19 protein-coding genes are annotated in these 18,032 nt (G+C 37.7%); 17 read left to right on the top strand and 2 right to left on the bottom strand.

From position 1 onward, the window contains the following. Nucleotides 1-35: 35 nt before the first annotated feature. Nucleotides 36-575 carry a chromate transporter gene (locus B096_RS0108425; RefSeq protein ID WP_018580291.1) on the bottom strand — a complete coding sequence of 180 codons (540 nt, stop codon included), beginning with the start codon at nucleotides 573-575 and terminating at the stop codon, nucleotides 36-38. Further along, the gene (locus B096_RS0108420; protein WP_018580290.1) at nucleotides 559-1,122 is read right to left on the bottom strand and encodes a chromate transporter; all 564 of its coding nucleotides are present in this window, start codon (nucleotides 1,120-1,122) and stop codon (nucleotides 559-561) included. The genes B096_RS0108425 and B096_RS0108420 overlap by 17 nt, the downstream gene beginning before the upstream one ends. Nucleotides 1,123-1,215: 93 nt before the next feature. Between B096_RS0108420 and B096_RS0108415 the strand changes: the two genes are divergently transcribed. From B096_RS0108415 to tkt, 17 genes are all read left to right on the top strand, one after another. Continuing rightward, nucleotides 1,216-2,067, top strand: coding sequence for a LysR family transcriptional regulator (locus B096_RS0108415; protein WP_018580289.1), 852 nt, complete (start codon nucleotides 1,216-1,218; stop codon nucleotides 2,065-2,067). Nucleotides 2,068-2,128: 61 nt separating this feature from the next. Continuing rightward, entirely contained in the window at nucleotides 2,129-2,767 is a 639-nt protein-coding gene (locus B096_RS0108410; RefSeq protein WP_018580288.1) for an IspD/TarI family cytidylyltransferase, read from the top strand. Between the two features lie 141 nt (nucleotides 2,768-2,908). Next, a complete protein-coding gene (rpsF, locus tag B096_RS0108405) occupies nucleotides 2,909-3,199 on the top strand; it encodes a 30S ribosomal protein S6 (RefSeq protein WP_018580287.1) in 291 nt (96 codons plus the stop codon). Nucleotides 3,200-3,224: 25 nt separating this feature from the next. Continuing rightward, complete coding sequence (gene ssb / locus B096_RS0108400) at nucleotides 3,225-3,698, top strand: single-stranded DNA-binding protein (protein ID WP_018580286.1); 474 nt, start codon at nucleotides 3,225-3,227, stop codon at nucleotides 3,696-3,698. Nucleotides 3,699-3,715: 17 nt separating this feature from the next. Further along, nucleotides 3,716-3,949 carry a 30S ribosomal protein S18 gene (gene rpsR / locus B096_RS0108395; RefSeq protein ID WP_003774357.1) on the top strand — a complete coding sequence of 78 codons (234 nt, stop codon included), beginning with the start codon at nucleotides 3,716-3,718 and terminating at the stop codon, nucleotides 3,947-3,949. A gap of 56 nt (nucleotides 3,950-4,005) precedes the next feature. Then, nucleotides 4,006-4,545 (top strand): YybS family protein, encoded by a 540-nt coding sequence (locus tag B096_RS0108390; protein ID WP_018580285.1) that lies wholly within the window; start codon nucleotides 4,006-4,008, stop codon nucleotides 4,543-4,545. 46 nt (nucleotides 4,546-4,591) lie between these two features. Next, nucleotides 4,592-6,547 (top strand): GGDEF domain-containing protein, encoded by a 1,956-nt coding sequence (locus B096_RS0108385; protein ID WP_018580284.1) that lies wholly within the window; start codon nucleotides 4,592-4,594, stop codon nucleotides 6,545-6,547. A gap of 1 nt (nucleotide 6,548) precedes the next feature. Then, nucleotides 6,549-6,995 carry a 50S ribosomal protein L9 gene (gene rplI, locus B096_RS0108380; RefSeq protein ID WP_018580283.1) on the top strand — a complete coding sequence of 149 codons (447 nt, stop codon included), beginning with the start codon at nucleotides 6,549-6,551 and terminating at the stop codon, nucleotides 6,993-6,995. An 11-nt stretch (nucleotides 6,996-7,006) separates the two neighbouring features. Next, nucleotides 7,007-8,377, top strand: coding sequence for a replicative DNA helicase (gene dnaB, locus B096_RS0108375; protein WP_018580282.1), 1,371 nt, complete (start codon nucleotides 7,007-7,009; stop codon nucleotides 8,375-8,377). Nucleotide 8,378: 1 nt separating this feature from the next. Continuing rightward, on the top strand, nucleotides 8,379-9,887 hold the full coding sequence (locus B096_RS0108370) for a peptidoglycan DD-metalloendopeptidase family protein (RefSeq protein WP_018580281.1): 1,509 nt from the start codon (nucleotides 8,379-8,381) through the stop codon (nucleotides 9,885-9,887). 72 nt (nucleotides 9,888-9,959) lie between these two features. Continuing rightward, nucleotides 9,960-11,495 carry a M23 family metallopeptidase gene (locus B096_RS0108365; protein ID WP_018580280.1) on the top strand — a complete coding sequence of 512 codons (1,536 nt, stop codon included), beginning with the start codon at nucleotides 9,960-9,962 and terminating at the stop codon, nucleotides 11,493-11,495. Between the two features lie 19 nt (nucleotides 11,496-11,514). Beyond that, a complete protein-coding gene (locus B096_RS0108360) occupies nucleotides 11,515-12,243 on the top strand; it encodes an MBL fold metallo-hydrolase (RefSeq protein ID WP_018580279.1) in 729 nt (242 codons plus the stop codon). Then, nucleotides 12,240-13,343, top strand: coding sequence for a S1C family serine protease (locus B096_RS0108355; protein WP_018580278.1), 1,104 nt, complete (start codon nucleotides 12,240-12,242; stop codon nucleotides 13,341-13,343). The genes B096_RS0108360 and B096_RS0108355 overlap by 4 nt, the downstream gene beginning before the upstream one ends. Further along, nucleotides 13,340-13,795: a 23S rRNA (pseudouridine(1915)-N(3))-methyltransferase RlmH gene (locus tag B096_RS0108350; RefSeq protein WP_018580277.1), complete on the top strand. Its 456-nt coding sequence runs from the start codon at nucleotides 13,340-13,342 to the stop codon at nucleotides 13,793-13,795. Before B096_RS0108355 ends, B096_RS0108350 begins: the two co-directional genes overlap by 4 nt. A gap of 70 nt (nucleotides 13,796-13,865) precedes the next feature. Next, entirely contained in the window at nucleotides 13,866-14,132 is a 267-nt protein-coding gene (locus B096_RS0108345; RefSeq protein ID WP_003774368.1) for a phosphocarrier protein HPr, read from the top strand. 62 nt (nucleotides 14,133-14,194) lie between these two features. Then, on the top strand, nucleotides 14,195-15,862 hold the full coding sequence (locus B096_RS0108340; protein ID WP_018580276.1) for a phospho-sugar mutase: 1,668 nt from the start codon (nucleotides 14,195-14,197) through the stop codon (nucleotides 15,860-15,862). A gap of 101 nt (nucleotides 15,863-15,963) precedes the next feature. Continuing rightward, a complete protein-coding gene (tkt, locus tag B096_RS0108335) occupies nucleotides 15,964-17,943 on the top strand; it encodes a transketolase (protein WP_018580275.1) in 1,980 nt (659 codons plus the stop codon). Nucleotides 17,944-18,032 lie beyond the last annotated feature (89 nt).

Genomic DNA, 18,032 nt, shown 5'->3' with positions numbered 1-18,032 from the left:
AAAAATAAAGGTTCCCAACTCGGGAACCTTTTCTTTTAGATTAACCATAGTAATCCACAAACTGCAGATAAAATGAGAATGTGTGTTGTTTTTAATTTATAATAATGACTTAAACCTAGCAAGGCAACAAAGACGATTCCAGATCGATAACTCACTTGATGTTCTTTTAAAATCAACATTGAAAAAATCGTAACGGTTGCGAGTGTAATTAAAGCTGTTGAGCTAATACGCAAAGATTTGAGTACTAAGTTCCAATAATCTTTATTTTTTGCGCGATTGTAAGAAGCGTAGACACCCAGGGTTAAGAGGACACCAATGAGAACACAGCCGAGTGTTGCGACGATTGCACCAGGAATACCTGCGATATTCAAGCCGACAAAGGTGGATATGTTTACCGTAAGGGGACCGGGTGTCATTTGCGAAATCGTAATCATATTTATAAAATCTTGGGTAGTTATCCACCCGTGAATGTTGATAATACGATTTTCAATGAGGGGAATGGTTGCATAGCCACCGCCTAAACTAAATAGCCCAACATACAAAAACTCTAAAAACAATTTAATGAGTTGCATCATGATTTTGCTCCCATACGTTTAAAATGAAGACAGCCACGAGATTAAAAAGCAATACAACAATAATGTGGAGTTTAAAACCAAGGGCTAAAACAAGACAAACAAGATAAGCTCCAATTGCGAAACGATGATCTCGTTGATAAAGTTCCTTGACCATATCGATTACTAATAAAACCATAATAACCGCAACCCCAACCTCCATGCCTTTAAAAATTGCTTGGATGATGGGTTGGCTCATAAAGACATCATAAAAATAAGTAATAATTGAAATGATAAAAAGTGGTGGCATGATGGTTCCGACGAAAGAAGCGAGACCTCCTTGCCAACCATTAATTTTATAACCTACCCCGGTGGCGAGGTTGACGGATATAGCACCTGGTGATGACTGTGCGATTGCAGCGAGATCTTGCAATTCGGATTCGGTTAAAAGCTTTTGTTCCTCGACGTATTTTGTGCGTAAAATAGGGATGGTAATATATCCCCCTCCAAAAGATACGGCGGACAAGAAGAATGATGTATAAAAAAGTTTTAAATTTGATATCTGATTCATAGAAACCTCCGCTTGTATTATATGAAATCTTGCGTGATAATTATAATAGATAGAATTAATAATTCTATAACTAAATACTTATGGAGGTCCGTGATGAATATTCGCCTTTTGAAAATATTTAAAGAAGTGTATGAACACCAATCAATTACGAAGGCCACTGAGGCATTGTATATATCTCAACCGGCTGTTTCGCAAGCGATTCAGGAGTTGGAAAGTGTTTTGAATCGTAATCTCTTTATTCGTAAATCGGGAGGCATCGAACCAACTTCTTTTGGGACGCAATTTTATACGCAAGTAATTCATTTTTTAAAAAGCTATCATCAATTTGAGGCGGATGTTTTTAAGTTAAATCAAACCAACCGTATTCGGATTGGTTCGAGCATTACGGTTGCGAAAACCTTACTTCCAGAAATCTTGATGGACTACGAATCGTTGATGCCGAAATATCAGACAAATGTAACTGTTGCGAATGCACAGGAAATTATCGATCTGCTCGTTGCGGATAAAGTGGATGTTGGGATCATCGAAGGGTACATGCATGACGATGCGTTTCATACTATTGATTTAGGCTCGTATGAACTAAGCTTCTTCTCTAAAACACAACGTTCAATAAATACCTTAGAGGATTTGTTAGAACATCGGATTTTATTGCGGGAACCAGGTAGTTCAATACGTGATGCGTTTGATGTATTGTTGGCAAAGCATGATCTGAAATATCAACCAGTTTGGCAAGCGGTTAATTCGGAAGCAATCATTTATGCTGTTTCCGAAGATTTGGGCGTAGGATTTCTCCCGAGCGTTTTGATTGATGACCGTTTTCACATCTATGAAAACATAACACCGATGGTTCATACACCAATTACTCTTTGCTATCGGAAAAATCAAGTTTTGGAGAAACCCTTAACGGATTTAGTTGCTATCATCCAAACAGCGTTTCGTAAATAATAATAATTCCTTTAATCCTATCGCTTGATATGTTAGAATACTACAAAAGAAGAGGTGACTTATGGATTATTCAGTATTGATTGTTGCCGCTGGAAAAAAAGCAGCAGAAGGTGCAAGCTATGCAAAAGCACTTGCCTCATTTAATGATTCGAAAAGTGTTTTAGGTCAAACAATTTCTGTTTTTATGCACGATGAACAGTGTAAACAAGTAGTAATTGTAGCCAGCTCAGCCGATATGACGCGCGTTGTGAAGTCTAACGGCAGCGGGAAGATTGTATACGTTAAAGGTGGAAAAACACGCCAGGAGAGCATTTTAATCGGTCTGACAGCAGTTTCAGAAGATGTTGTACTGATTCATGATGGTGTACGACCATGGTTGCGCCAAGGCTTGATTGATAAACTGCTTGTGCGTATGGAGAAAGAAAAAGCGTGTGTGCTTGGACTTCCCCCTACAAGTCGAATGTGCCGTGTCGTGGATGGATATATTGAATCAACAATTAATACAGATTCATTCATTCAAACACAAACACCTCAGGCATATCACACATCATTTATTCTGAGTTGTTATGCAAAAGCTAATCGCTCAGGTGACATCTATATGGATGATTCAGAAGTTGTTTCCGCATTTTCGGATGTGAAGATAGCGGTTGAAGAAGGTGACTTCCGAAACCGAAGATTTATTTTGAAAAACAAAGATTAGGACATTGGGTCTGTGAAACTTATTGAGTAGTGACGGAATAGGTTTACATAGACCCTTTAGTTTGCTATAATAAAGAACGGATAAAATATACAAAAAAATATCCTTGCTCGAGAGAGCCATAGACCAGAAGGAGGTGTACAAATGCGCAAATATGAAGTAATGTACATCGTGAAACCTACATTAGACGAGGAAGCTCGTACAGCAGTTATTGCTAAATTACACGCTATCTTAACAGATAACGGAGCAACAATTGATGATGTTAATGAATGGGGTTTACGCGAACTAGCATACGAAATTGAAGACTTCAAAAAAGGTTACTATGTAGTAACTCAATTTACATCAGGTGATGAAGCAGTTAATGAATTTAACCGTTTAACACGTATCAATAACGATGTAATCCGTCACATGATCGTACGTCAAGACGAAATCTAATCAAAAACACAAGGGGTGATTATTTATGATTAATCGCACTATATTAGTGGGTCGCTTAACTCGAGATCCAGAACTTCGTAAAACACAAACAGGAAAATCAGTCGTATCGTTTACTGTAGCGTGCAATCGCCGCTTTGGTCAACAAGACGAAACAGATTTCATTAATTGTGTAGCATGGAATCAGACAGCTGATTTTATGGCGAATTACTTACTAAAGGGTGCTTTAGTAGGACTTGAAGGTCGAATTCAATCGAGATCATACGAAGACGCTACCGGTAAACGTGTTTATGTTCAAGAGGTTGTTGTGGATACACTTCAATCACTCGAATCACGTGCACAACGTCAAGAACAAGGCGCAAGCCAAGGTCAATATCAGAATCAAGCAAGTAATCAAGGTGGATCAAGTTATACACCTTCTTACCAACCTGATCCGGAACCATCATTCTCAATGGATGAAGAACCTGTTCTTGATATTACTAGTGACGATCTTCCATTCTAATCGAAAGGAGATTTGTTATGTCATTCAGAAAATTCCGTGGACCACGTCGTAAAGTTTGCTATTTTACAAAAAATAACGTAAAAACAATCGATTACAAAGATGTGGAATTACTAAAACGCTTTATCTCAGCAAATGGTAAAATTATTCCTAGACGTGTAACAGGTACAAAAGCTAAATACCAACGTCCATTAGCAACAGCTATTAAACGTGCTCGTCAAATGGCTTTATTACCATACGTATCAGATAACTAAGATATTCAAAAGCCTCTCTCGCGAGAGGTTTTTACTTTATGGAGGACGACGTTATTATGAAGAAAACGCTTAGTTTAACTTATGGTGCAATGACTGTTGCTTTAACAGGTATTATCCTATTTTTTGACCGCATAACTGCAGGCTTTTTTATGACTTTTCTTGCGCTGCCACTTATTGTTTATGGATCCTATTGTGATTTATCGGACGCTTTTGTCGTGTATATATCATGTGTTTTGATGGCGGTAATCATGTCGGGTCTTTTTTCGACGGTTTTAATGATGGCAGGATATGGCGCTGTTGGCCTTGCTTATATCTACAGCATGAAGCGAAATGATAAGCCTTTACGAAGTTATCTTGTTATGGGAGTGGTTATTGCCTTATTTTATTTCATTATGATTCGTTTTTTTGGTCCTGCCTTCGGTATGGACTTCCAAGAAATGTTACAGTCTGTGAAAGCGGTCTTAAATGTTCACAATCCAATCTTAATCAATGTGATTTCAATTGGAATGGTGCTTTTAACGATGGTCATGGAGCTCTTTATTATTAAAACGAGTGCGGATATCGTTTTAGTGATGTTACATCGTAATAGAAAATAGGAGCGGTTTGTGATAAAATTTAGGGTGAAAACCTAGGGGGTTTATTATGTCAAATCGATTTGAGACACTAAAAACACGTTTAATGATTTTAACCTTGGTCCAATTGGTGGTCCTCTTCTTTTTCCATGTATTTATTAATAAGTATTTGTATGTTGTTCAGTATATATTCTTAGTGATTGATCTAGGTGTTATTTTCTATATCTTCGCATCCGCAATCACAAGTCGTAAGGAGCGCGTAATTTCTGTTGCGGAAGTCTTGGGACGTGAAGCAAGTTATGCGTTTGATTATGCAAATATGGGGATTATTACGCTGGATGATGATAATAATATAACGTGGATGAGTGAACTTTTTGATGAGTTAAACATTCTGGGTACGGGAGAACACGTAAGTGATGTTTTTCCTACCATTACTAAAATGATTAAAGGCAATGAAGAAAGTATGACAATTCGCTTTGATCAGTATGTATTTGAAGCATCCACAATGGGTCAAAAGAACATTCTATTCTTTAAAGATATTACGGAGTTGAACGAACTTGAAATTATTAATAGAAATAATCAAGTTGTTCTTGGAATTGCGCATCTTGATAATTATGAAGAAACGACGCAGTATGAAGAAGAACAAACGATTGCTTTTATTGATTCTAATATTCGACAAGCTGTTGTACGATGGGCAGATAATCATGAAATGTTTGTTCGACGCATTCGTCCAGATCGCTATCTCCTTGTGCTCAACGAGCAAGTATTTCAACGTTTAGAGAGCGAACGTTTTTCAATCGTTAATGAAATTCGAAAACAAGCAACAAAAATTGATGCAAGTATTACCTTGTCTCTGGCATTTGCACGACACAGTGATAACTTTAAAGACTTAGAAGATATGTCAAATAAAGCACTTGAAATGGCGCAAAGCCGCGGTGGTGATCAAGTTGCGATTAATACTAAAAATGAAGTTATGCGTTACTTTGGTGGAAATACAGAAGCGGTTGAAAAGCGAAGTAAGGTTCGTGTGCGTGTTATGGCACAAAATCTTGGTGAGCATATATTGGAGTCGAGCAATGTCATTATCGTTGGACACCGAATGATGGATTTTGACTGCTTTGGGAGTGCATTAGGCGTTTCCTCAATTGTTTCTGTTTACAATAAAGATGCAGCGATTGTTCTTGATTTGGATGATACGGAAGTGAACCTAGCTGCTGGTATTCGAAAACATCGTGATGAATTTGAGAAAGACCACAGTTTGATTTCCCATGAAGAAGCACGTGGCTTAATTGGTCCTAAAACGTTACTCATTATGGTAGATCACCATTCATTACAACAATGTCAATTCCCGGATTTAGTGGATAAATCAGACCATATCGTGGTAATTGATCACCATCGCCGTACGGGTGAGTTTAAATTCAAACCAGAACTTACCTATATCGAATCATCAGCGTCATCGGCAAGTGAATTAATTGTCGAGTTATTCCCGTACCATCGCCGAAATGTTGTTATTTCAAAATTAGAAGCAACATTTATGTACACTGGAATGTTGATTGATACCAATCGTTTTAGAAATCGAAGTGGTAGTAGAACATTCCAAGCTGCTGCGGAATTACGGAAATATGGAGCGGACTTAATGGAAGTGGAAAACATGCTTCGAGATGAATATGAAAGTTTTGAAATGAAAAATAAAGTATTGAGTAAGTGTGAGTTTTACGATGATTATTATGTCATCGCAGCTTATAAAGATGAAGCCTTGCCGCGTCCGTTAATGTCACAAGCAGCAGATGAAATATTAACGGTTAAAGAGGTTGAAGCATCGTTTGTCGTGGCTTATGTTGGTGAAGATATTGTCGCCATATCATCCCGATCAAAGGGTGAATTAAATGTTCAGGTTGTCATGGAACGATTGGGTGGCGGCGGTCACTTTACCGGAGCTGCGGCACAAATTAAAGGGCAGTCAATTAATGAAGTGGTAGAGTCTTTGAAAAAGGCTATAGAGAGTGTTAGAGAGGAAAGTGAATAATATGAAATTAATCTTATTAAAAGACGTTAAAAAAGTAGGGAAAAAGAACGACATTGTGGAGGTTGCGGATGGTTATGCACGTAACTTCTTAATTCCTAATAAACTTGCCGTTATGGCAAGTGACCAAAGTCGCGAAATTTTAGATCATCAAAAACAAGAACACGCTGCTGAGGTTGAGGCTGAGATTGAGAAAGCCAAACGCTTAGCGCTTGAACTTGAGAAAATCACTTTAGAGTTCAAAGTTAAAGTTGGTGAAGGTGGCCGTGTCTTCGGATCAGTTTCTACAAAACAAGTAGAGGATGCGTTGAAGAAAAACCATAAAATTAAAGTAGATAAACGTAAATTTAAACCAAGTGGTCCGATTACTCATCTTGGATCAAACCGTATCCAAGCAACACTATATGGAGATGTAACCGGAGAAATCCACGTTAAATTAATTGCTGAATAAGAGGAGGATCTATGCGTAAATTGCCTTATAGTCAAGACGCTGAAATGGCACTTTTGGGAACCTTATTGGTGTTCCCAGAGTCTGTAGCAGTTGTTGAAGAATATGACATGCAAGTCGATGATTTTTATAATACCGAGCACCAAAAGATATTTTCGCATATGTTAGATATCATTGAGCGTGGTCGTGTTTTAGATGCAACGACATTAATAACCCGATTAAAAGATCAAAATGAAATTGATAGTGTGGGTGGTGTAGAATACTTGTTTGCACTCACTGAAAACAGTGCAACCCCTGCAAGTGTTAAGCATTATATTGAGGTTGTGCAAGAAAAAGCTCAAATGCGTCGACTTATTGATGTAGGGCAATCAATCGCCGAAAAAGGATTCGATTCTACTACGGAATTGACTGCGTTATTAGATGAAGCGGAGCAGCGTATTCTAGAAGTAACCCGAGTTCGAAGAACAACGGAAATGCAGCGAAGTCGCGACGTAGTTAAGGAAGTTATTACAAACTTAAATCGTATTCGAGATAATCACGATCGAATAACGGGATTAAAAACGAATTACAGTCATTTAGATAATGTAACAAATGGACTGCAACGTGGGGATTTAATTATACTCGCTGCGCGTCCATCGGTTGGGAAAACAGCATTTGCTTTAAATCTTGCATTAAATGCAGCGCGTCACAATAAGGAAGAACAAGCCGCTATGGCGATATTCTCACTTGAAATGCCTGCAACCCATTTAATTTCACGGATGTTAAGTGCACAATCTTCAGTAAAAAGTGAGTACTTACGGACGGGGAATTTAAATGATGAACAACTTAATAATGTTTATGCTGGAGCAAATGTATTGTCGAAGTTGAATATTTTCATTGATGATAGTTCAACGATTACGGTACCAGAAATTTTTTCCAAATGTCGCAAGCTAAAATCTGAAGGAAACTTAGATATGATTGTGATTGACTATATTCAGTTAATCACTGGACGCGGTAAAACAGAATCACGACAACAAGAAGTATCTGAGATTTCTCGTGGACTGAAACAATTGGCCCGTGAAATGGATTGTCCCGTGATTGCCCTTTCCCAATTGTCTCGTTTGGTTGAACGTCGAGATAGTAAAATTCCACAATTAAGTGACTTGCGTGAATCGGGTTCGATTGAGCAAGATGCGGATATTGTTATGTTCTTATATCGTGAAGATTACTATAAAGATCGTGAAGGTGAAGAGGATGATGCGCCTCAAATGCCAAAACCTGAACAACAAGAAGTATTACTAAAAATGGCCAAACACCGTAATGGAGCCTTGGCTGATATTACACTAATGTTTAATGCTTCCATTAGTAAGTTCTATGGTGTGGCCGGAGATGGAGGTAGGATGTAGAATGAAAAAACATAAAAACCTCATTATTATTTGTGTAGCATTCCTTTTTGCAGTTGGACTCGGTTATTTGTATAAAACGCCGACTTCTGCTTCAGAAATTAAAACTGCATATGAAGCTATTGATTCTTCATCTGCAATTTTTCCCCAAGAGGTTGTAACGGTAAACGATAATCCAGTTGTGATTACCAAACTTTATCGTGAACAAAAACTTGTGGGAGTTATTAAAGACTCCAGTCGCTTACAAAAGATGTTTGACGAAGTTTATGAGAACGAATATAAAGACGAATTTCCGGACTCGAAACTGGGCTTTATCGATGATTTGATTCAAGTTGAAGAAATGAGCTTTAATGTATACGAAGATCGGGATAACGATATCTTTGATTATCTTTATAAAGAAAATCTTTTTGCGATTGAAGCGAATAAGGTAACCTTCTCAAATGGAGCAATTATCTATGTTAAGAACTCAGAAGATTTTGATTCAGCGAGAGATAAGTTTATTCAAAACTTTACGAGTGAAAGCACCTTTGATGCGATTAAAAATAATAAGAAAATACCAGCAATTACTGATTATGGTACTAAAGATATTGATGTTAAAGTAAAAGAAACCGTTAAAGTAACGCGGGGTCTTGCAACTAAAGACAAGATTTTAAAAGATGAAACCGAAATTTTGACGTTCTTAAGTTATGGGTATAATCCGAAAGTAGAAACCTATAAAATTAAAGCGTTTGATACCTTGGAAGGGATTGCTTATCACAGTGGAATGAACGTTAACCAAATCCAATCCATCAATGCGGATAAAATAAAGGATGTTAATCAAGTGCTTGAAGTTGGATCAGAACTTCGCGTAAGTAAGTTTGATTCTCCTTTCACCGTTACGGTTACGAAGCAACGTATGACAACAGAACCGGTATATCCGGAGAAAACGGTCTATCAATCAGATCCAGAACTTGCAGAAGGTAAAGAAGTGATTGATGTTGTAGAACAAAATGGAGCACGTGATGTTATCTATGAAGATGTCTACGAAAATGGTGCTTCTATATCAACGAAAGAAATTTCGAGCAAAGAAACTAAAAAGCCAGTTCGTGGAGTGATTCGTTACGGTACAAAAGTCGAACCTAAAGTGGGGAGCGGGGCATGGCGTTGGCCATTGGATAATGCTTATGTGCTTTGTGGTTATGGATGTTATCCTAATCACTCGGGAACGGACTTCTCTGTACATGGTAGTGGTTATGGTCCAATCTATGCTATTGACCGTGGTGTCGTGACGACAAACTCCTATGACCCAGGTGGTTGGGGTAACTATATCGTGATTGATCACGGTAATGGCTACCGATCACTTTATGCACATATGGCCAGTCCAGGATATTTCCAAGCCGGTCAAACTGTTGCGAAGGGTGAAAACATCGGTTATGTTGGTATGACAGGACGAACGAGTTACCCTCACGTTCACCTTGAAATTATTGTAGGTGGCGGAACGCGTGTTGACGCATGTGGTGTAATCGGCTGTTAAAAATTTACAAAATTTATCGAAGTATAGACGAGATTAATTTCTCGTTTGTGCTTTCCAAAAGGAGTTAGATCAATGAAACAACATAAAGAATTCAAATTGATACTCATCACTTTTGCGATTGCGGTAATCCTTGCATATGCAATTGAAACTGTGAGTGCAAATAACAGTGTTGTGGATTTATACAAGCTGACCGATACCTCTACAGCAATATTCCCACAGTCAGCACAGGGAAAATCAGATAAACCCGTAGAGGTAACAAAGCTTTATCGTGATGATAAGTTAGTTGGGATTATTAACGATGGAACTAAACTTACAAATATGTTTGATAAAGTCTATGAAGAAGAATACAAAACGGAGTTTCCTGATTCCAAGCTTGGTTTTATTGATGATTTAATTCTTGTTAAAGAATTAAGTTTCAATCACTATGAAGATCGTGATGATGAAATTTTTCAATATCTCTATGATGAAAGACTTTTTGCCATCGAGGTTAATCAAGTAAAGTTTTCTAATGGTGCAATTATCTATGTGAAAAATATCGATGATTTTAACAAAGCCCGGGATACATTCATTCGGAATTTCACGGATGATAAAACGTTTGAGGCAATGAAGAACAATCGGAAAATTGAAAAAATAACAGACTATGGAACCCGTGATGTAAATGTGGAAGTCGAAGAATCTGTGCAGATTCGGAAGGGATTAACTTCAAAAGAAAATATCTTGATGAATGAGAGCGATGTTTTGAAATTCTTAAGTTATGGCTATAATCCAAAAGTTGAAATGTATGAAGTGCAACCCTATGACACGATTGCCGGAATTGCTTGGCACAATGGTATGGATGCAAATCAAATAAAATATATAAATAGTGATATAATAAAAGATGTAAACCAAGTACTTGAAGTTGGATCAAAACTTCGAGTAAGTAAGTTTAATTCACCCTTTACAGTAAAAATCACCCGGGAACGTATGACATCCGAAGTTGTTTACCCGGAATCAACCATTTATGAGTCGGACCCTGAACTGTCAGAAGGAAAAGAAGTCGTTGATGTTGTTGAACAAAATGGTAAACGGGATGTTGTTTACGAAGATATTATTGTGAATGGTGCTCCGAATTCTTCGGAAGAAGTCAGTTCTCAGATAACGAAGGAACCGATTCGAGGGAAAGTACGCTACGGTACAAAAATCGAACCGCGAATTGGTTCAGGAAACTATCGTTGGCCACTGGATAATGCAAACATCTCCTGTGTTTACGGTAACTCTTGTTACTATAACCACAATGGTACGGACTTTGTTTTAAATGGTGGCGGCTTCGGACCGATTTATGCAGTTGACCGCGGAGTTGTTTCAGAAACAGTCAGTGGTTGCTTCGAAGGAAATTATGGATGTGGAAGTGGATGGGGTAACCATATCGTCATTGACCATGGTAATGGCTATACGACCCTTTATGCTCATATGGCAACCGGCCCTTATTTCAATGTTGGTGACCTCGTGAAACGTGGTGATAACATTGGTTATATGGGAATGACGGGAACTACCTATGGGCCTCACGTTCATCTCGAATTCCGTTACTACGGTGTTCGCGTTGATCCATGTTCTGTAATGGGATGTTGATGATAAAAGGAAGATGCTTATGAAATATACGATGCTTGCTAGTGGTTCTAAAGGGAACTGTTGTCTGGTTGAGTCGCAAGGGATTCGCATTATGATTGATTGCGGAACAACCAAACGTTATCTCAAAGAAAGTTTTGAAGCCTTAGCGCTGACTTTTGATGATGTAGACTGTGTGTTGATTACCCATGATCACAGTGATCATACCAGTCAGCTTAAACATTTTGCACATCATCAAATTTACTGTCCTTCAGAAATTCGTTTTGAACACACGAGAGTGGAGCCTTATGTTTCCTTTCAAGTCGGACCTTTCCAGATTACGGCCATAAAGACGTCCCATGATGCAGAGGATTCTGTAGGGTATATTGTTGAAGCGGGTAATCGAAAACTTGTCTATATCACAGATACTGGATATATTCGAGAACAAGACTTTGAATTAATTCGAGATGCAGATTATTACATCTTGGAAAGTAATCATGATCCTGAAATGCTTATGCAAACGAAACGACCGTATGCTATTAAGCGTCGCATTTTATCGGATACCGGTCACTTGTCTAATGAAGAAGCAGGTGTCCTACTATCCAAAGTCGTATCGGAAAAAACAAAGGAAATTCTACTAGCCCATCTTAGTTCGGAAGCTAATGATGAACATTTGGCCCTATCAACTGTGCGCGAGCTCGTTGATAGCGAGGGGATTGAATTCAATGTCGCAAAACAATTTGAAATTGTAATTGGAGGATATCAAATATGAAAAAAGACCAAGCATTTAAACGTACATTTATTGGAATTCTAGTAATTTTACTCGCATGGAATGGATTTTTAACGTATCAAGTTTATGAACTAAACAATCGACCAACCGTAACTGAGAAAACAGAAGATGGGAAAACGGTAGAAAAAGTAGTTACTGAATTTGATTCAGATCCTACAAAAGTTGTAGAAAATGTAAAAGATCAAGTTGTAAGTGTACTGAATGTACAAGGTGGACAACTCGCCGGTAGTGGTTCCGGGGTTGTTTACAAAAACGAAGGTGGAAAAATCCACATTATTACAAACAATCATGTTACTGAAAAAGGTGACCAATTCTATGTACAATTCTCTAATGGAGAAAAAGTAGAGGCAAAACTTCTCGGTGCAGATCCTTTTACTGATCTTGCGTTGCTTCAAGTGGAGACGGATACAGATATTCAACCGATGAAGCTTGGTGATTCATCCGTAGTGAAAGTTGGGGAATTTGTTCTTGCAATTGGTAGCCCAGTTGACTTGGAATTCGCAAACTCAGTTACCTTCGGGGTAATCTCAGGAAAAGATCGAAAAGTACCTGTAGACTTGAATGGTGATCGTAATCCTGATTGGGATATGGTCGTTATGCAAACAGATGCTGCAATTAACCCGGGAAATAGTGGTGGCGCATTGGTCAACATGAATGGGGAATTAATTGGAATTAACTCAATGAAACTTTCTTCAGCACAAGTTGAAGGTATGGGATTCTCCATACCAGTCAATGAAGTAGTGCCAATTATTAAACAAATTGAAGAAACTGGAAAAGTTCAATATCCAGTTATTGGGATATCAGGTGTTTCGGTTTCGGAAATGAATCCTTTCCTTAAAAACTACTATAAAGTTCCTGAGGATGTTAATGCCGGAGTATTTATCGCAGAACTAACGCAAAACGGTCCTGCGCGAAAAGCGGATATTAAAGAGGGCGATATTTTAACCCACATTAACGGCAAACCGATTTCCAGTTATCGTGATTTTAGACGTGAACTTTATGCACATAAAGTTGGCGATACCGTCAAGCTCACCATAAATCGTTATGGGGAAGTGCATGAAGTAGAGGTAGCATTACAGTGATAAAAATAATTGCGATTGGAAAGATTAAAGAAAAACCAATGCAAGCGCTGATTCAAGAGTTTGAAAAACGTTTGAAGCCGATTCATAATATTGAGATGATCGAGCTAGGAAATTCAAATAAAACAGATATAAATAGTATTATTGATGACGAGTGTCAACGAATGTTGGATAAAATTGATGCACGTGATTACGTTATTTTGATGGATTTAAAAGGAAAAGATCTTGATTCGGTTTCAATGAGTGGGAAAATTATGGAACTCATTGATTTAGGAAAAACAATTACGTTTATTATCGGTGGTTCACATGGAGTTAACCAACTTATGAGAGAACGTTCCGACTATCGTTGGAAGATTTCTAACCTTACTTTTCCCCATCAAATGGTGCGTCTTATGCTATACGAACAAGTGTATCGATTCTTTATGATTTCAAAAAATCATCCTTATCACAAGTAAAAAAAGACTAATCATTGTATTAATCTTTAAAATAGTATAAAATTGAAATGAAAAGTAGGAGGTTATACTTATGAAAGAGATTACAGTAACAGTTATTGATCCCGTTGGATTGCACGCACGTCCTGCAACCGTAGCAGTAAATGCAGCAAGTAAATTCAAGAGCGAGATCAAAATCAGCTACAAAGGTAAAGCTGTAAACATGAAATCAATCATGGGCGTTATGTCATTAGGAATCCCAACTCAGTCAGAAATCGTTATTTCAGCTGAAGGTGAAGATCAAGATGATGCAATCGCTACAATTGAAGAAGTACTAAAAGCACAAAAAGTAATTGCTTAATTTTATAATTAGAATAAAATAGAAGATGAGAATCTTCTATTTTTTTTATGCAGGAGGGAATTATGTCATTAGATAGATGGAATGAGTTGGCTCGCAATGATTCATGGATTGAAAAAGAACTTCAAAACATGGATGAAAGCACAAAACATGACGCTTTTTATAAGTCATTAGAATTTGGTACTGCAGGAATGCGCGGATTATTAGGAATCGGACCTAACCGCATGAATGTTTATACGGTAGCTAAAGCAAGTGTGGGATTTGCGAAATACTTAGTTGAAACATTTAAAAATAAAGAATTAAAAATAGCGATTGCGTATGATAACCGTCATATGTCGAAAGAATTTGCGGACGTGAGTGCAATGGTGTTATCAACATATGGAATTGAAAGTTACATCTTTTCACAACCACGTCCAACACCAGAATTATCTTTTGCCGTTAGAACCTTAAATTGTGTGGGTGGTATTGTAATTACTGCAAGCCACAATCCAAAAGAATACAATGGTTATAAGGTTTATGACGAAAATGGATGTCAATTGGTTGATCACAAAATTGCGCGTGTGATTGCATTGATTGATGAAGAACCCGATGAAACAAAAATTAATATTACACAAGGTAATCGATCCATGATTTCTTATATGGATTCAGATTTTGATGAAAAATATAAGGAAGCCATCAAATCAATACAACTTCGATCGGAAGAAGTAAAATCCTTGTCTGTTGTATTCACATCGCAGCACGGAACGTCTTATCCCCTAGTTCCTGATATTTTGTCGGAAACAGGATATAATGTCATTCCCGTGATTGAACAAAGTGAATATGATCCAAATTTTAGTAATACAAAAACACCGAATCCTGAAGAGCATGCGTCGTATGACCTCGCTGTAGAATATGCGGTTAAACACGATGCGGATCTTGTTTTAAGTTGTGATCCTGATGCAGATCGTATGGGTATTGTGGTTAAACATCATGGAGAATATGTTTATCTCACAGGGAATCAAGGCGGTTCAATTTTGCAAGAGTATATTTATGCGACGCATATTGAAAAGGAAACCATGCCTGAAAACCCAATTATGTTTAATACAGTCGTGACTTCTGATTTAGGAGAAAAAATTGCGGCGGCATATGGTGTTAATGTGGAAAAAACACTTACTGGTTTCAAATACATTGGTGATAGCATTGAAAACCATAACAAAGTGGGCGATTTTAATTTTGTATTTGGTTATGAAGAAAGCTATGGTTATTTAATAGCCGACTTTGTTCGTGATAAAGATGCTTTACAAGCATGTATGATGGTTGCGGAAGCAGCAAACTATTATAAAAATAAAGGATTAACATTAGTTGATGTACTCAATGGTCTTTATGATCGCCATGGAGCATATCATGAAACACAAGTTGCGATTACATTATCAGGTCAAGATGGCTTGAATCGCATTCAAGAAATTCTTACAACATTTAGAGAGTCAGAAATTACATCTTTCGCAGGCATTCAAGTGCTATATCGAGATGATTATCTGACATCGATGCGTTCTACGGGGGAAACTCTAACATTACCGAAATCAAATGTAATTAAATACAGTCTTGAAGATGGCTCATGGATTGCGATTCGTCCATCCGGAACCGAACCAAAATGTAAGTTCTATTACTGTGTTGTCGGTAAAACGATAGAAGCTTCACTCGCGAAATTTGAAGCACTCCAAGAAGATATCAATAAAATAGCACAACTTGATTAAAAACATCACGTGCTACGTCTTTTAAGGGTACAAGCGGTACATTGATAAATTATCTAAAATCATGTATCTTATATATGAAAAAGAAGGAGCACATATAAATTATGAATAATATCGAAAACTTAGCAGTTAATGCACTTCGTGTATTATCTGTAGATGCAGTTCAAAAAGCAAATTCAGGTCACCCAGGAATGCCTTTAGGCGCTGCGCCCATGGCATATACTGTATGGGCAAACCATATGAACTTTAACCCTGCAGATCCTAAATGGATTAACAGAGATCGTTTTGTCTTGTCAGCAGGACATGGATCGGCACTTCTATACTCATTACTCCATGTATTTGGATATAATGTTTCAAAGGAAGATTTACAAAACTTCCGTCAATTTAATTCTTTAACACCAGGACATCCAGAGTATGGTCATACTGATGGGGTTGAAGCAACAACAGGTCCTTTAGGAGCAGGTTTATCCACTGCTGTGGGTATGGCGATGGCTCAAGAACATCTTGCTGCAAAATATAACAAAGATGGTTTTGAAGTATTTAATAACTTTACTTATGTTATTTCAGGTGACGGCTGTATGATGGAAGGAATTACCAGTGAAGCATCTTCATTTGCTGGAGCGATGAATTTGGGTCGTTTAATTGTGCTCTATGATTCAAACAACATCACAATCGAAGGTAGCACGGATTTATCATTCCATGAAGACGTATGTGCTCGTTATGAAGCATATGGTTTTGATACTTTCGTCGTAGAAGATGGTAATGATATTGAAGCAATTAATGCTGCAATTACAGAAGCAAAATTAAACCTCGATAAACCTTCATTTATTGAAATCCGTACAAAAATTGGATTTGGTACACCAAAAGAAGGTTCTGCTGCATCGCACGGAGCACCAATTGGTGAAGAAGGGATCAAAGAGTTTAAAGAACTTGTAAATTATCCAAGCCTTGAACCATTCTTTGTTCCTGAAGAAGTATATGAACATTTTAAAGCAATTGCATCAGAAGGTGCAAAAGCACAAGAATCATGGAATGCAATGATGGATGCATATAAAAATGCATATCCAGAACTTGCGCAACAATTGGAAAATGATTTTAAAGACATTACGGTTGAATCATTAACTGAAGATGCATCCCTTTTTGAATTTGAAAACAAACCAATGGCTACTCGTAATGTTTCAGGTATGATGATTAATCGCCTTAAAGACAAATACACGAACATTTTTGGTGGGTCAGCTGACTTAGCGCCGTCAAATATGACAAATATGAATGATGAAGAATCATTCTCGTCACAAAACTTTGCGGGACGCAATATTCATTTTGGTATTCGTGAACACGCAATGGCAGCGATGGGAAATGGTATTGTGCTCTACGGTGGACTTAAAGCCTATGTTGCAACATTCTTTGTATTCTCAGATTTCTTAAAACCAATGGCGCGTCTCAGTTCATTGATGAATATACCTTTAACGTATGTTCTTACACATGATAGTATTGGTGTTGGGGAAGATGGACCAACTCATGAACCTGTTGAGCAACTTACTATGTTGCGTTCATTACCTAATTTCTATACATTCCGTCCGGCTGATGCGACGGAAACAGCATACGGATGGGTATTGGCACTTACATCAAAAACAACACCAGTTGGTTTGATCTTGTCACGTCAAAACTTACCACAACTTGATTTATCAGGTGCTGGTGCACTTAAAGGTGGTTATGTTGTGAAAGATGCCGATAAGATTGATGCAATAATTATGGCAACTGGATCTGAAGTATCACTTGCTGTTGATGCAGCAGAAGCTTTAGCCAAAGAAAACATCGGTGTACGCGTTGTTTCTATGCCTTGTGTTGAGCTCTTTGAAGAACAAAGTAAAGAATATCAAGAATCGGTTCTTCCTTCGTCAGTACGCGCTCGCGTTGCTGTTGAGGCTGCTTCATCACTAAGCTGGGGAAAACTTGTAGGTCTTGATGGTGCTTATGTAACTTTAGACCACTTTGGTGGATCAGCACCCGCTCCAAAACTCTTTGAAGCATTTGGATTTACAGTTGATAACGTTGCGGAAACGGTAAAATCAATTATTAAATAATTTTAAAAATAAAGATGTGGGTAATTATCCACATCTTTTTTATGGAGAAGCACGGTAGAGATGCGTTAAAGAAAAAGGTATAATAGCCT

This window comes from Erysipelothrix tonsillarum DSM 14972, assembly GCF_000373785.1.
GTDB classification, from domain to species: Bacteria; Bacillota_I; Bacilli_A; order Erysipelotrichales; family Erysipelotrichaceae; genus Erysipelothrix; species Erysipelothrix tonsillarum.
Note: the sequence above shows the minus strand (reverse complement) of the source record. Positions and strands in the feature narration are given on the sequence as shown.

Bases quoted from the DNA above. Each gene is read 5' to 3' on its own strand.
- tkt (WP_018580275.1), top strand. From the start codon at position 15,964: ATGAATAATATCGAAAACTTAGCAGTTAATGCACTTCGTGTATTATCT.
- rplI (WP_018580283.1), top strand. From the start codon at position 6,549: ATGAAATTAATCTTATTAAAAGACGTTAAAAAAGTAGGGAAAAAGAAC.
- B096_RS0108410 (WP_018580288.1), top strand. From the start codon at position 2,129: ATGGATTATTCAGTATTGATTGTTGCCGCTGGAAAAAAAGCAGCAGAA.
- B096_RS0108385 (WP_018580284.1), top strand. From the start codon at position 4,592: ATGTCAAATCGATTTGAGACACTAAAAACACGTTTAATGATTTTAACC.
- B096_RS0108355 (WP_018580278.1), top strand. From the start codon at position 12,240: ATGAAAAAAGACCAAGCATTTAAACGTACATTTATTGGAATTCTAGTA.
- B096_RS0108370 (WP_018580281.1), top strand. From the start codon at position 8,379: ATGAAAAAACATAAAAACCTCATTATTATTTGTGTAGCATTCCTTTTT.
- B096_RS0108425 (WP_018580291.1), bottom strand. From the start codon at position 575: ATGATGCAACTCATTAAATTGTTTTTAGAGTTTTTGTATGTTGGGCTA.
- B096_RS0108360 (WP_018580279.1), top strand. From the start codon at position 11,515: ATGAAATATACGATGCTTGCTAGTGGTTCTAAAGGGAACTGTTGTCTG.
- rpsF (WP_018580287.1), top strand. From the start codon at position 2,909: ATGCGCAAATATGAAGTAATGTACATCGTGAAACCTACATTAGACGAG.
- B096_RS0108415 (WP_018580289.1), top strand. From the start codon at position 1,216: ATGAATATTCGCCTTTTGAAAATATTTAAAGAAGTGTATGAACACCAA.
- dnaB (WP_018580282.1), top strand. From the start codon at position 7,007: ATGCGTAAATTGCCTTATAGTCAAGACGCTGAAATGGCACTTTTGGGA.
- B096_RS0108345 (WP_003774368.1), top strand. From the start codon at position 13,866: ATGAAAGAGATTACAGTAACAGTTATTGATCCCGTTGGATTGCACGCA.
- B096_RS0108365 (WP_018580280.1), top strand. From the start codon at position 9,960: ATGAAACAACATAAAGAATTCAAATTGATACTCATCACTTTTGCGATT.
- rpsR (WP_003774357.1), top strand. From the start codon at position 3,716: ATGTCATTCAGAAAATTCCGTGGACCACGTCGTAAAGTTTGCTATTTT.
- ssb (WP_018580286.1), top strand. From the start codon at position 3,225: ATGATTAATCGCACTATATTAGTGGGTCGCTTAACTCGAGATCCAGAA.
- B096_RS0108390 (WP_018580285.1), top strand. From the start codon at position 4,006: ATGAAGAAAACGCTTAGTTTAACTTATGGTGCAATGACTGTTGCTTTA.
- B096_RS0108420 (WP_018580290.1), bottom strand. From the start codon at position 1,122: ATGAATCAGATATCAAATTTAAAACTTTTTTATACATCATTCTTCTTG.
- B096_RS0108340 (WP_018580276.1), top strand. From the start codon at position 14,195: ATGTCATTAGATAGATGGAATGAGTTGGCTCGCAATGATTCATGGATT.